Origin of the sequence: Caballeronia terrestris (assembly GCF_001544515.1) — a bacterium.
Lineage (GTDB): Bacteria > Pseudomonadota > Gammaproteobacteria > Burkholderiales > Burkholderiaceae > Caballeronia > Caballeronia terrestris.
Window position 1 is genome coordinate 1 of the sequence record NZ_FCOL02000096.1, and the last position, 13,282, is coordinate 13,282.

At 59.4% G+C, this 13,282-nt stretch carries 12 protein-coding genes and 2 pseudogenes; 8 read left to right on the plus strand and 6 right to left on the minus strand.

All coding sequences use genetic code 11. The features are described from left to right. The 5 genes from AWB67_RS31700 to AWB67_RS31720 form a co-directional block, all read right to left on the minus strand. Positions 1–1,293: FAD-dependent monooxygenase (locus AWB67_RS31700; protein ID WP_125477755.1), on the minus strand; the 1,293-nt coding region annotated here is incomplete at its 3' end. Between the two features lie 119 nt (positions 1,294–1,412). Beyond that, a complete protein-coding gene (locus AWB67_RS31705) occupies positions 1,413–2,804 on the minus strand; it encodes an MFS transporter (protein ID WP_235025442.1) in 1,392 nt (463 codons plus the stop codon). Between the two features lie 227 nt (positions 2,805–3,031). Beyond that, the gene (locus AWB67_RS31710; RefSeq protein WP_087660045.1) at positions 3,032–3,850 is read right to left on the minus strand and encodes a helix-turn-helix transcriptional regulator; all 819 of its coding nucleotides are present in this window, start codon (positions 3,848–3,850) and stop codon (positions 3,032–3,034) included. Positions 3,851–4,131: 281 nt separating this feature from the next. Next, positions 4,132–4,755 carry a trimeric intracellular cation channel family protein gene (locus tag AWB67_RS31715; RefSeq protein WP_087135117.1) on the minus strand — a complete coding sequence of 208 codons (624 nt, stop codon included), beginning with the start codon at positions 4,753–4,755 and terminating at the stop codon, positions 4,132–4,134. Next, positions 4,755–6,014, minus strand: a complete 1,260-nt coding sequence (locus tag AWB67_RS31720) for a M20 family metallopeptidase (RefSeq protein ID WP_087660046.1) — start codon at positions 6,012–6,014, stop codon at positions 4,755–4,757. Before AWB67_RS31720 ends, AWB67_RS31715 begins: the two co-directional genes overlap by 1 nt. 110 nt (positions 6,015–6,124) lie before the next feature. Here AWB67_RS31720 and AWB67_RS42310 point away from each other — a divergent pair. Continuing rightward, positions 6,125–6,619: pseudogene (locus tag AWB67_RS42310) on the plus strand (LysR family protein); the annotation flags it as partial. Positions 6,620–6,828: 209 nt separating this feature from the next. On the opposite strand, the gene AWB67_RS31730 reads toward AWB67_RS42310, so the two are convergent. Then, a complete protein-coding gene (locus AWB67_RS31730) occupies positions 6,829–8,562 on the minus strand; it encodes a molybdopterin-dependent oxidoreductase (RefSeq protein WP_087660047.1) in 1,734 nt (577 codons plus the stop codon). Positions 8,563–9,330: 768 nt separating this feature from the next. Here AWB67_RS31730 and AWB67_RS31740 point away from each other — a divergent pair. The 7 genes and pseudogenes from AWB67_RS31740 to AWB67_RS31770 all read left to right on the plus strand — a co-directional run bounded on the left by AWB67_RS31740 (position 9,331) and on the right by AWB67_RS31770 (position 13,025). Continuing rightward, the gene (locus AWB67_RS31740; RefSeq protein ID WP_235025443.1) at positions 9,331–9,504 is read left to right on the plus strand and encodes a copper chaperone; all 174 of its coding nucleotides are present in this window, start codon (positions 9,331–9,333) and stop codon (positions 9,502–9,504) included. A gap of 125 nt (positions 9,505–9,629) precedes the next feature. Continuing rightward, positions 9,630–10,004, plus strand: coding sequence for a carboxymuconolactone decarboxylase family protein (locus AWB67_RS31745; protein ID WP_235025444.1), 375 nt, complete (start codon positions 9,630–9,632; stop codon positions 10,002–10,004). 8 nt (positions 10,005–10,012) lie between these two features. Continuing rightward, positions 10,013–10,621 carry a hemerythrin domain-containing protein gene (locus AWB67_RS31750; protein WP_062638770.1) on the plus strand — a complete coding sequence of 203 codons (609 nt, stop codon included), beginning with the start codon at positions 10,013–10,015 and terminating at the stop codon, positions 10,619–10,621. A gap of 77 nt (positions 10,622–10,698) precedes the next feature. Next, on the plus strand, positions 10,699–11,406 hold the full coding sequence (locus tag AWB67_RS31755; RefSeq protein WP_087660048.1) for a succinate dehydrogenase/fumarate reductase iron-sulfur subunit: 708 nt from the start codon (positions 10,699–10,701) through the stop codon (positions 11,404–11,406). Positions 11,407–11,988: 582 nt separating this feature from the next. Further along, positions 11,989–12,342 (plus strand): cupin domain-containing protein, encoded by a 354-nt coding sequence (locus AWB67_RS31760; RefSeq protein ID WP_327366833.1) that lies wholly within the window; start codon positions 11,989–11,991, stop codon positions 12,340–12,342. Beyond that, positions 12,339–12,527 (plus strand): annotated as a pseudogene (locus AWB67_RS42315) (uracil-DNA glycosylase family protein); the annotation flags it as partial. The gene AWB67_RS31760 and the pseudogene AWB67_RS42315, both read left to right, overlap by 4 nt. A 135-nt stretch (positions 12,528–12,662) precedes the next feature. Then, a complete protein-coding gene (locus AWB67_RS31770) occupies positions 12,663–13,025 on the plus strand; it encodes a DUF488 domain-containing protein (RefSeq protein ID WP_235025445.1) in 363 nt (120 codons plus the stop codon). The last annotated feature ends 257 nt before the right edge of the window (positions 13,026–13,282 follow it).

Below are 13,282 nucleotides of genomic sequence, written 5' to 3' on the forward strand. Positions count from 1 at the left end.
GCCCGGCTCTGTTTCCGTCGCATTTAGCGGCGACGCTGTATAGGTGATGGCCGAAGTCTGCCGCGGATTGATCAAGGAGCGCACGCGTTCATGCTTGATCGCTAAACTCAACACTGCTTTGCGCATCAACTCGAAGGCGAACGACGGCGGCGCCATGAACTCGGTACTCTTGGTGCCGTAACTGAGGTTTTCGTGGGCGGCAAAGACGCGCTCGGATGAGTAGCTGTCGAGCAGTCCCTCGGAGGCGAGGCCCTGCACCACGAAAGCCAGCTTCCACGCCAGATTGTCCGCGTCGTCAATGCCGGAGTTTGCACCGCGCACCCCGAAAATCGGAACCAGGTGGGCTGCATCGCCGCCAAACAGCACGCGGTCGTGACGATAGCTTTCCAGGGTTAGGGCGTTGGCCTTGTAGATCGTGATCCAGATGGGGGCCCATTCACCACGCTCACCCATCATGTCCAACAAGCTCTGCACCCGCGGGAACACATTCTCCGGCTTCACCGCTTGCTCGGCGTCTTCGCCATCACGCAATTGGTAGTCGATGCGCCAGACATTGTCAGGCTGCTTGTGGACCAGCACGGTGGAGCCCGGGTTGGACGACGGGTCGAAGTACGCCAGGCGCTCGGTCGGCCGGTCGCTCTCGAGCTCGATATCGACGATCACATACCGGCCCTCGTAGCTCGTTCCCTTGAGTTGCAGACCTAACGCTTCGCGAATCGTGCTGCGCCCGCCGTCACAGGCGACGACCCAGTCACTAATGAGCGCATAGTCGCCTTCAGGCGTGGAGAGGCGGAGCGTGGCGCCGTCCGCGCGTGAATCGACGGCGGTGACGCGCGTCTGCCAGCGGATGTCAATCAGATCCGACTTCTTTTCTGCGGCGTCCAGCAGAAACTGCTCGATGTGATATTGCGCAAGGTTCACCATTGGCGGCAGTTTCTGGTCGTCGTCCTGCGGCATCTTGAAATGCAGTACTTCGGTGTCGCGGTAGAAGCTGCGCCCACCGGCCCACGGCAGCCCGGTCTTCAGAAACCCATCCGCCGCGCCCAGGCGCTCGATGATTTCCAGGCTCCGGCGCGAGATGCAAATGGCCCGGCTGCCATGGCATACGGAGTCGTCGGCTTCGATCAATACCGAGGGAACGCCATGATTGGCCAGGCCGAGGGCTACCGCCAGACCGACCGGACCGCCGCCGACGATCGTAACTGCATGTCGCTTCGCCTCGATGCCGTTTTCAAGCTGCGGCACCTTGGCAGTGTATTTTTTTGCAGTGAAGGGATAGGTTTTGAATTCCATCGTTTGCTCCTTAACGAATTTTTGAACGAAGTGCGGCTCGCGACCATGGTTTGCCTGTCCCTCGTCGCTGGACACTTCGTCATAGTTTGAGTCGCACAACTAGCGCGGCTAGATACCGTCTAACTAGCAGTGTTTGACGGATCAGTGCGGCGCTGGCGCGTGGGTTCGATCGGCAGTACGGCCACTACGATCGCGCCGATGACGAGCAGTGCCGCCGCATACAGCAACCCGGCCGAGAAACTATGCGTCAGGTCTTTTAGCCATCCCACCACCAGTGGATTCAAGGCCGAGCCGATATTGCCCGTGGCATTGATCACGGCGATGCCGACCGCGCGGGCTCGGAAGCTCAGCGCGTGATCGGGCGTCGTCCAAAAGATCGACATGGCGGTATACGATCCGGCTGACGCCAGGCAGATCCCCAGCATCTGGACGACGGGGTTTGCCGAGTAAGCCGTGCAAAGCCAGCCAGCAGCGGAAAACAGCATGGGCAGCATCAGGTGCCATTTGCGCTCCTGCTTACGATCGGAACGCCTTCCCCACCAGATCATCGCGACGATCGTGCAAATTTGCGGGATCGCAGCCAGCAGACCGATGGTGCGGTTGCTTGCGTCGGCGCTGAAGCTCTTCACGATTAGCGGGGTCCAGACTGCAACCATCGCGAGCGTATTGACGAGACAGAAATAGGCGAGCGCAAACTTGATCACGGTCGGTGAGACGAGTTCGCTGAAAAGGCTTCTTTTTTCGGTTGCCGATGTGCGCGGTACCGGATCGGCCCGGTGCTCCGCGGCGAGCGTCTGCGACAGCGTGCGTTTTTCATCGGCGCTGAGCCAGGTCGCCTTTGCCGGGCCATCGTGCAGATAAGCGAACACAACGAGACCCAGGATCGCCGAGGGCAAGCCTTCCAGGAAAAAAAGCCATTGCCACCCTCTGAGTCCGAGGGTCCCGTCCAGTGCCAAGATGTAGCCCGATAGCGCGGAGCCGACGGCGGCCGTGACGGGCATTGCGATCATGAACATGGCGTTGGCTCGCGCGCGGTAGGCACTCGGAAACCAGTACGTCATGTAGAGCAGAATGCCTGGCAGAAAGCCGGCTTCCGTCACGCCGACCAAAACGCGCAACAGGTATAACGTGTTCGGGCTGGACGCAAACATGGTCGCAGTGGATGCCAGGCCCCAAGCGATCATGATGGTCCCGATCCATTTCCTCGCGCCAATGCGGGCCAAAACAATATTGCTCGGAATGCCGAATGCGATGTAGGCGATGTAGAACAACGTCGTCGCCAGACCGAACTGGGTCCCGGAAAGGCCCAGATCCTTCATCATGGTGAGTCCGGCGAATCCGATATTGATTCGGTCCAGGAACGAAAAGAAGAACAGGATGAAGAGGAACCAAAGCAAGTGGCGAGAAACCTTGGCGATGACATGCTGCTCTTGCAGTGAAGCGCCCGGTCCAGCACCGTTCGCCGGCCGGTCAGGCTGTGGGCCGCGGTTGGCCGATGGGGTCGTTTCCATGTAGGTCGTCTCCAGAATCAGTCTATGTCGAGCGCCACAGCGCTCAATGCAATCGCGTCAGGTTCGTCAGAGCGGCGAGGTATGGCGATGACTGGAGTATGGTTGTACCGTCGCCTCGCGCTGTCCCCAAAATGGGTACACGTGAAGGGCGAGATGGGCTAGGGGAAACCCTTGGGCGTGCGCGACCGAATGAGCGTCCGACGTTTGATTTGGCGGGGCAGGCAGAATCAGTTTTTACCGGGGGCCAGGCACAAGGCGAATAACTGACGTTGGCTCGAAATGCCAAGGCGGCGGTAAGCGCGCTTCTGGTAGGTCACGACGCTGGAGGCCTTGACGCCCATCAGTTCGCCGATTTCTTGCGCGGTTCGACCCTCCAAGACGCCGCAGAGCACGTCGAGTTCTCGCTTGGATAAATCTGGGCAGATTCCGCGGACTCGCGCCAGCATGAGCTGCGGAATGCCGCTCTGAATTTGGCCAGATAGCGCGTAATGATGCTTGGCGGCATGAGCGATCAGCGGGGCGAAGGCTTCGATCAGCGCGATTTCGCTCGCGTGAAAATTGCCACGCCTACGGTCCCGATAGAGATTGACTGAGAGCCAGATGTCCTGCGACGGCTGCAACAAAAGACAAAGCCGGCCCGACACGTCAGGCTGGTGATAACAAGCGGCTCGATAGCCTTCATGCGAGATGTCTTCGCTGGCCTGCTGGTGAAGCAAAACGGCAGAGTCCAGTTTTTCGGGACGGGCTGCCGAGATAATCGTCTGATTGCCGTCCAGTGTGTAGAAAGTCTTGGTGTACGTATCTGCCACATTGCGCAAGAATCGACCGCCGCGATGGTCCGCCACGGAGACGGTCCGGGGTCGATTGTTAAACTCGTACGCAAACACGGTGCACTGGGAGATACCCGCGGCATCCCCTAGCAACTTCAAGACTTCCGCGGCAAATGCATTGGCATCTTCAGCCCCAATGGCTGATACCAGGCTCGTTGCCCGGGAAAGATCCAGGTGTCCTGCAATAGTGGGACGATCGAGCCGCCATGAGCGCATGATTGGCTTCGGAGAATCTAGACTGAGGCAATTTTGAACACCGCCTCAGCGGACGATCCCGCGCTCGCGGCCCCTTCGGGTTTTGCCGAGACGATGCCAATTAGCACGGTGCGATGTTCGAACATCATACCCTTTGGGGCCGGTTGCCCCAGCTTTTCGGCGCGAGTCATAGCTTGGGCTCTTTGCAGCGACGTAGGTGGATCGCCCGGTATCACTGCGGAGCGCTCATCCAAAGGTTTGCCATTTTCCGATTCCACGAATGTCTGCACAAGTCTAGCGTTTCACGTCGTGTTCTTTTTTTTAACAACTGGAAGGCTCCACGCGTAACGCAAGGCGAGAAATCGGATTACAAAGCAGACGGAGGATGCGAACCAAGGCGTCACCGCGAGTGACCAACCCATTCGCTGTCCAATCACTTGAGTGGAGGCTCCGGCGAGTGCGGCGACTGCATAAATCTCCTTCTGCAGGATTACGGGGATTCTATTGACCAAAACGTCTCTCAACGTGCCTCCGCCGACAGCGGTCACCGCTCCCAGAACGATCGCCACCTCGATGTTCTGATACAGCAGCAGCGCTTTATGTGCGCCCACGACAGCGAAGAAGCCTAGTCCAAGCGAATCGAAGAACACGACCGGATGTCTGAGATGATCGATAGCTGCGCGCGCCCAAATCGCTACCGCTGCGGCTAACGCCGCACATGCTATATATCGCCCGTCCGCCATCCCCGCAGGGGGTAGCGCACCTAGGCACACATCCCGAATAATCCCTCCGCCGCAAGCCGTAACGTAAGCAATCGCCAACGTACCGAAGAGATCGAGACGACGTTGCTCGGCAGCTACCGCACCGCTTACGGCAAACGCGAAGGTGCCAAGCATATCCACCAGCACAAACAAGCTGTGTTCCATTACGCTTCTTGCTTTTCGCTCAGCCAAGCCGAGGCTGCAGTCAACATCGCTTGCAGACCCGTTTCTAGTGTCGGATCGATGACGGGCGCAAACTTCGGTGAATGATTGCTCGGGATCTTGTTGATTTGCTTTTCTTTTTTTGCCCGCGCGAAGACATCGGGGTCAGTGCCACCAACGAACCAGAAAACGTATGGCACGTTCCAAGTTCGCCCGAAAATGCTGAAGTCTTCGCTTGCCGACGCTGGCTTAGTCTCGTAGGCTTTCTCTCCAAAATGCGCTGCGAACGCGACCGCAACCCTTTGGGTCGCGGCCTCATCGTTCTCGGTCAGAGGGTAGCTGCTGATCGTCGTAAATTCCGGTGGTCGTTCGGCGTTCGATGCGTCGCATTCGGCGCAACAGATCCGTCGGATTGACGACAGCATATACTCTCGTACGTCGTCGTCGAATGTGCGCACGTTGAGCTTGATCGTTGCTTCGTCCGGGATGATGTTTTCCTTGGTACCGGCCTGTAGTGCGCCGATCGTAAGCACCGCATTGTCTAGCGGAGATATCTCCCGAGAGACGATGGTCTGCAAACGCATTGTGGTGGATGCCGCCATGATCACCGGATCGATCGCGGTCTGCGGCTGTGAGCCATGCGAGCCGCGCCCGAACAGTCTTATTTTCAGGCTGTCGCCAGCCGACAGGATGACGCCGGGGCGATACATTACGGTTCCGCTTGGCCCCACCATCACGTGCTGGCCAAGAATGATGTCCGGCCGGGGGAAGCGCTTGTCGTCCCAGTCGTTGACCATGGCGGCCGCCCCGCGTGCTTCCTCCTCGCCGGGCTGAAATACGACAACGACGGTGCCACTCCACGCGTCCTTGTGATGAGCCAGAACGTGCGCGGCTCCCATCAGCCAGGTCGTGTGAAAGTCATGGCCGCAGGAGTGCGCCACGCCCACGTCGATGCCATCTTCGTCCTTTGCTCGCACGGTGCTAGCATACGGCAAACCCGTGTTTTCCTCCATCGGCAAGGCGTCCATGTCGGCGCGTAGCATGACCGTGCACCCGTTGCCGTTGCGCAATACGCCAACAACGCCCGTGACGCCGATCTCTCGCGTGACTTCGTATCCAAGCGCTTCAATGAAGTCGGCCGCGATTTTGGCGGTCCTGACCTCTTGCATCGACAATTCCGGATGCTGATGAATGTCCTTGTAAGTTTCTTCGAGGTCCGCGAGCAGCTTTTCATCGTGGGCGAACTGCGCTAGCGCATTCATACGAGTCTCCCAAAAGAAACTGAAATGGCAACCGGACCGCCTCTGATTATGCGGATCGAACTCCGTAACCGCCAATCGTAATTGACGGCTCGCGATTCGGCGGGCTTCTCATGCGCGCCCGCGTCATTCCGGGCAACGTCCACGATTCGATCATGATGCCCGTTAACGGCAACTCCGAACTGATGTTCGCCTATCACCATTCGGAACTGCCCCTGCATCTGGACCCGACGCGATAGGAGGACCTTACCCTGGGCGCCGACACGTTCATGCCGGTCTGCATGTCCAATCAGCGAAGCGCTCCCGCCTCCGGCTGGCCGGCACGAACGACCGTCCTTTATCGCTTATCTCCTACTCGGAGACCTGTTATATCGGACGCTGCCTCGCAGTCCTGCTCGCCCATGCGGACGCGGCTCCCGCCTTGCGGCTTCCTTCATTACGAATCGGACATAGCGGAAGTGGTCAAGAACAGCGTTCTGGAAGGCGAGGGACTCGCGTGGCTGCCGCGAAGCTCCATTGTGGCCGGGCTTGACGCTGGCGACCTGGTACCGACCGGAACGGCAGGATGGCGACTTGAAGTCGAGCTTCGGGTGTACGGGGATGCCTGAACCCACAGCGAATTTTGCAGTCACCCGCGTCGGTCACCGCGGAGATCAGCGTTGAGCGGGCGCTGGAGACCGAGATGTGATGATGGCGTCAACCCGAAGGTCATGGGCACCTTCGTCACACCCATGCCGCTGCGAATGCTGGGGTGGATTTCAACCGGTGTGATGGCCGCCGCCGTGATCGCGATGATCGTTTTCATCTGAGAAGCGACTCAGATCGGCACGCGGTAACCGTAAAACTCATGATCCTCGTTGTAGCCGCCTTCGCCCGCGCCGAGGTCGGAGAAATCGTGCACGAACTCTACGGCCGCAATCCACTTGACCATTTTGAAGCCGAGTTCGTTCTCGCAGCGCAGCCGCAATGGCGCGCCATGTAGCACGCTTAGCGGCGCCCCGTTCATCTCATAGGCGAGCATCGTCAATTCGTGCCGCATGTTGGCGATGCTGTGCACATCGTAGTAACGTCCGCCATTGCCGCCATCGGCCAGTGAATAGAAAACCGCGTAGCGAGCGTCGGCCGCCGGTTTCACCAGATCGAGGAGATGGCGCATCGGAACGCCGCCCCACCTGGCGACGCCCGACCATCCCTGGATGCAGAAATGCGTGGTGATCTGTTCCTGCTTTGGCATCGCCTTCAGCTCGGCGTACGTGAGCTCTACTGGCTTTGCAACCAGACCATCGATTCTCAGCCGGTAATGGGCAAAGCCGTCCTTCACGAGCTGATCAAACTCGTCGGACGCCGGCATCGTCCCGTTTGGCCAAAAGTATGGGGAGATGTCCTGTTCGGTGAGCTGGCTCGTCGGGTCCCACCACTGCGTCACGCTATTGAAAGGGCGGGCCAAGAATCCTCCGATCCGCTGAACCAGACGCGCATGACGGAGCGTGAACGGAGACGCCAGCCACCACGTCACAGCCACCAACGCCATGGCCGGGACGAAGACCAGCACGCCGCTCCAGGAGTCACCGTTCGTGCCGGCGAACATCATGTTCAGATTCACCCGAGCACCGGTGATGAACACCAGCGTCACATGCGCAAGGATATAGAACAGGAACCAGCACAGCGCGATGAAATGGATCGAACGCGCCCGCTGCCGGTTCAACGCCCGGCCGACCCATCCGAGCCGGTTGGAGATCGCCGGGCTCTGCATGAAGCCGGTCAGGATGGAAATGGGCGCAGCGACGAACACGGTGATGGAATAGGTGATCTGTTGCAGGCTGTTGTAGCGCAGCCAGCTGTGATCGGTGGGGAATGTGAGCGACAGGTACTGCAGAGCGGTCGAGGCTGCGTTCGGGATCACTTCCCAGGTGGTCGGCACCAACCGCAGCCACTGGCCGGTCGTGAAAAGTAGTGCGTAGAAGACGATTCCGTTAACCATCCACAACAGCGTAATCGAAAAATGCCACCATCTGGCAAGGCCAATGGAGTGACGGATTCCAGGAATTCCGAGCCACGCGGGTAGCGTGACCGAATCGTCCTTCGCGGTCCACACGCGGCCGGCCGGCACCGCCGTCTGGAAGCGAAACCATTCGGTGCCGGGCGTGCAGTCGCGTTTCCAGTACAGCCGTGGGTGGTCGGCTAGAATCTGGAGTCCTGCGCGAATAATGAACGCCATAAAGAACAAGTTGAGGAAATGCTGCAGCCTGAGCCAGGCGGGGAAGCCCGTGACGACAGCCACTGCGGACAGCGGGGCGCCGGGGTAGCGAATGAGGAATTCCTGAACCGCCGGGACTTGCCGCAGTGCCTGCGCGATGGCCACGCCCATAACCAGCAGTACGAAGCCGAGCGGCAATGTCCACAGCACGTTAATCCAGTGCTGACCGATCCGGATCCGGGGAACCACGCCTGCCTGCGGCGGTAGCCAGTGATTCAGGCGGACCCGGTCGTCCGCGGGGCTCAGACTCGCCTGCACTAGATCATGCGGGGGTGCGGGGTGAATGCCGGCCATCCCATCTCCTCGTTGCGGGTCCCGCAACTTCGCGTTTAGTCCGTCGCGCATCAACGGCTGTGATTCAAGCCGACCGGCAAACCATCATGGCCTCGTGTCCAGCGCGCCCTCGAGTCGAGGAACGTAAAAACACGCTCAACGACCGGACGAACGCCTGGAACGCCGCAATACATTGATTCACCGAGAAGGTCCAGGACAAGCGCAACGCCTGCCGTGCGTTGATCTCGAAATCCTGTGCGCGCCGTCGAGCGGTTCGCACGCGGCGCAGTGGGGGACCGCTGAAGCGCCATTTGCGCGGCGTGATGCCTTGCGGCTCGACTGCGCATGTTGCGATCCACAACGTCAGCTGTTTTCCGACGCGCCGCTTGCTCCGCACAATCCAACGAGCGTGAACTCGACCTCTTTCTACGTCACTAATTCTTTCAGCTTCCTGTCACCGCGGCGATAGGCGATCGTGCAATTTCGCGTTTCGACAATCTCATGATGAACCATCAATGTACTCCACTATAGATCACGTTGTGACATAGCTTAAAGCTAGTTGCATTGCGCTGATTCCGGGCGCACAAGATAGGATGAAACTGCACCGGGCAGGCGCATTAGGGGAACAGTGGCGCCGATCATTCAATGAGCGGGCATCCCCGCGGCAACTTGGTCGATATAAATCCCGTGGAATGACAAGGCATGGCCGTTGGACTCGGATGCCCGATAGCCCGAATCGAAGGAGCAACGCATAGCATTCGAACGTATCGAATTCGAAGTGTAGTAGAGGTGACTGGTGATGGCGCCGCGCAGACGCTTGCCAGGGCGATTGGCGCGGTCGACCCCAATGCGAAAGTCAATGTCGACGCTGATGCCAGAACCGTAAAGGTCGACTTTTGGATGATGGCCGAGGAATTCCTGGTTGCGTTCGAGGACGCAGGCGACAAGGCGAAGATTGGCTAAGGCTGATCTGATATTCGGACGGGTAGTTGGGCCTCAGCTTGCCCGCGTCGTCATCATTCCGACAGGGTGTGCATTCGGCGTCGCGGTTGTGGCGCCGTCATTGAACCCGCATTGGGAGTCAAGCCATGGACAAAGCAATGAATCCAACGTCGGGCCCCGGAATCGCTGCAAGGCGCAAAAAATTGGCACCCGGGCCGCTCGCAGCATTCAAGGCATTCAGCGACAGTGCTTTCGCCGATGGCGCGCTGCCCGTGAAGACGAAACAACAGATCGCCATGGCCGTCGCCCATGTCAGCCAGTGCCCTTATTGCATACGCGGTCACACAGCGGCCGCCCTGAAAAGCGGCGCGACCGGACAGGTGATCATGGAGGCCATCTGGGGTGCGGCGGAGATGCGTGGTGGCGCGGTTATGCGAAGTCGGCGCTCGCATTCGACGCGATGGCCGCGAATACGATACGAATACGAGTACGAATCCGAACTTGAACTCGAACCCGGATGAGGCGCCCCATGTCAAAAGTCATTGAGCGCCTGCAAGCCGAACATGGCAGGCTGGGACGACTTGTCCAACTGCTAAATGAGGAGCCGTCGCTGCGCACTGATCCAGGCGCACCGAACATCGCGCTCTTGGTGGATGCGCTTTATTACCTGACCCGCTTTCCCGATGTGGCCCATCATGCGATCGAGGATCGCATCGCGGAGAAACTGCGGGACAAGAATGCGCTGTCCGGCGAGATTGCGCGGGAAATTGAGACGCAGCACGTCACACTGATTTCACAGGGCCACGAACTTCTCCAGGATCTAGAAGCGGCGGCCCGCGAAGAAAACATGTCACAGGAACTGGTCGAAATCCACGTCCGTCTCTACGCGGAGCGGCTGCGACATAACATGAGGGTCGAAGAGCTGACGCTGTTTCCCGCCGCCGTACGCTACCTCGACAATGACGACTGGCATGCCATCGAGCTTGTTGATGCGGGCGAACAACCAGATCCTCTGTTCGAGGGCCCGGTCGATGCGCGATTTGCCCAGCTCCATCGGGTTATTTTGGCGGAGCGGGCGGCTCCGGCGGACATTGACGCTGGGAGTGAAAACCAGCCAGCTCACCGGCTGCCTTATTGATGCGTGACGGCGGAATGCCGTCCCCCATAAGCAGCACGATCGAGCTCAGAACCCGGAACACAAGGTGGAGATGCACGATGAGCGACAGCCGCGTAATTGAGATTTTCCGGTATGACCCGGACACGGAGACCAAGCCGCATATGCAGGCGTTCGAGGTTGACATCGATCCGCGCGACCGGATGCTGTTGGACGTCCTCGTCAGGCTGAAGTCGGTCGACGAATCGATTTCGCTACGGCGTTCATGCCGCGAAGGCATCTGTGGGTCCGACGCTATCAACATCAATGGCAGGAACGCTCTTGCATGCCAGATTAACATGAACGACCTGCCGTCGCGGATTGTCTTGCGGCCATTGCCCGGCTTGCCCGTGATCCGTGACCTGATCGTCGATATGACCTCGTTCTTCAACCAATATCATTCGGTGATGCCGTATCTGATCAACGATACGCCGCCGCCGGAACGAGAGCGCCTGCAAAGTCCCGAAGAACGCGACCAGCTCGACGGCCTGTACGAGTGCATCCTGTGCGCGTGCTGTTCAACGGCGTGTCCGTCGTACTGGTGGAATCCGGACAAGTACGTTGGACCGGCTGGCCTGCTGCAGGCCTACCGGTTCCTCGTCGATTCACGCGACATGGCCACGCAGGCGAGACTGGACAATCTCGAAGATCCGTACCGGCTCTTTCGCTGCCGCACGATTCTAAACTGCACCGACATCTGCCCGAAGAACCTGAATCCCGCGTATGCGATCGGCCAGATCAGATCGATGCTCACGCGCCGCGCGGTGTAATGCTGGGTCACATGCCCGCTATCTTGTGTTGTTATGAATTAGACTCGCGCCGCGACCAGGCCTCCAGGCTTGCCGGTCCGTACGTCACCTGCGCACAAGTGTCGGGCACCTCATAGACGCCAATCACGAGTCGACGCACACATCCCGCCGGTCAATCGAAACCCGCTGGAGACCGACCATGAGACCCGTTGCCCATCCATACGACCCGAGACTGACCCCGGAGTCACTGGTGTTCGGCAGGCTCGCACCCGTCAGTCGACCGGTCAGCAGCAGGACGGGCAAGGGTACGGAAGCCGTCTCTCGCAGCGCTGGATCAAGTCTGTATGGCTTCCGGCAAGTCATTTCCAGCTAGCGATCCCCTAGCGTTGCGCTCGCGCGAGGTGCCGGTGCGCGCTATCCGTTTTCTACCGCGGCCCGGATTTCCGGCATGGTGCGGAGTATGCTATCGCAACACGCGCGGCGGACCGCCTGACGATCCACACTACAACTGACTCGATCGGGTTGTACGTCAAAAAGGAGAGACCGGTGGCTATATCACATCTATCGTCTGGGGAAGTTGCGAGCCTCCTACCGCTCGGAGCCATGTTCGAACAGACTCGAACCACGGCGCTGTTCAAGGAGGAGCGCCTCGAGGTCATGAGGATCGTTCTTCCGGCTGGCAAAGGGATGCCTGTGCATGCGGTTGATGGCCCGGTAACGGTGCAATGCATCGAAGGTGAAGTCGATCTCGAAATGAATGAAGGCCACCAGGTCCTTCATACCGGGGACCTTATCTATCTGGCAGCGGGCGTCCCGCATGCACTGACAGCCTTCCAGAACACATCGATACTCGTAACCGTCGTACTTGTCGGGCCGGACGGCATGGCGGGGTTCGCTGGTGAGCGACGCAAACACCATGACGACAACCTGGAAATGAAGTGGCCGGAAAACGAATAGACCCTCGTCCTTCGCTCGATGCGCTTCTGACTGACGTGCGTGCCTGTCGGACATGTTCGCCGCGCCTGCCACTCGGTCCTCGCCCTATCGTGCGCGCGGGAGCCGACGCGCGCATCCTGATTCTCGGACAGGCGCCTGGTGCGCCCGCGCACGCGTCGGGCATACCGTGGGATGACCCGAGCGGCGACAGTTTCAAAGCGAAATCCTTTCCATACTGGGCAAAGGGTTGCTGCTCGTAGCGTAACCTGGAGCGGGCCGGGTAACGCGTATCGGGAAATCGGACTGGACAGAGCCCAATGCCACACAAGGAACGGGAGAGCTTGAAGATCTTTGTCAAACGGGCTTACGAGGATGCAGCCCCGGAAGACGGCTATCGCGTCCTCGTTGACCGCCTCTGGCCTCGCGGACGCAGCAAGGAGATGCTGGCGCTTGGCCAGTGGGCACGCGACCTCGCGCCAAGCGCTGCCTTGCGCAAATGGTTCGGACACACGCCCACTCGATGGAAAGCTTTTCAGCAACGGTACCGTTTTGAACTCGATGCTGAAGAACAGCAGCAACGCATGCGGAGTCTCCTTGCTGATGCGAAAGGGCAGCCAATTACGCTGGTCTATGGCGCGAAGGACGAGGAGCATAACCAAGCGATCGTGTTGCAAGACGTTCTTTCGCATCTGTCGGAGGAGTAACCGCTGATCTTTCAATATCCTGCTGTGTGCCCCGAATGGAAAAAGACAGCGTGCGGGCGACGTCGGCTCGCGCCTGGCCAACCCAATGAGTGACGTGGCGCCGGTGCAACACCGACCCCGCGTCCGCCCGGTCCGAAATGACTCTTTCCAGCTTGCCTGAGACACGCTGTCCGGTACTGTGGCGCCGGGGCAGCTCCGCTGGCGTCAATCTGCCTGTCGAAATCTGCCTGTCGCAGTGCGCCCGGCATCATGCACAT

Coding starts and splice junctions, on each gene's coding strand:
- AWB67_RS31705 (WP_235025442.1), bottom strand. CDS start 2,804: ATGGAAACGACCCCATCGGCCAACCGCGGCCCACAGCCTGACCGGCCG.
- AWB67_RS31710 (WP_087660045.1), bottom strand. CDS start 3,850: ATGCGCTCATGGCGGCTCGATCGTCCCACTATTGCAGGACACCTGGAT.
- AWB67_RS31715 (WP_087135117.1), bottom strand. CDS start 4,755: ATGGAACACAGCTTGTTTGTGCTGGTGGATATGCTTGGCACCTTCGCG.
- AWB67_RS31720 (WP_087660046.1), bottom strand. CDS start 6,014: ATGAATGCGCTAGCGCAGTTCGCCCACGATGAAAAGCTGCTCGCGGAC.
- AWB67_RS31730 (WP_087660047.1), bottom strand. CDS start 8,562: ATGGCCGGCATTCACCCCGCACCCCCGCATGATCTAGTGCAGGCGAGT.
- AWB67_RS31745 (WP_235025444.1), top strand. CDS start 9,630: ATGGACAAAGCAATGAATCCAACGTCGGGCCCCGGAATCGCTGCAAGG.
- AWB67_RS31750 (WP_062638770.1), top strand. CDS start 10,013: ATGTCAAAAGTCATTGAGCGCCTGCAAGCCGAACATGGCAGGCTGGGA.
- AWB67_RS31755 (WP_087660048.1), top strand. CDS start 10,699: ATGAGCGACAGCCGCGTAATTGAGATTTTCCGGTATGACCCGGACACG.
- AWB67_RS31760 (WP_327366833.1), top strand. CDS start 11,989: ATGTTCGAACAGACTCGAACCACGGCGCTGTTCAAGGAGGAGCGCCTC.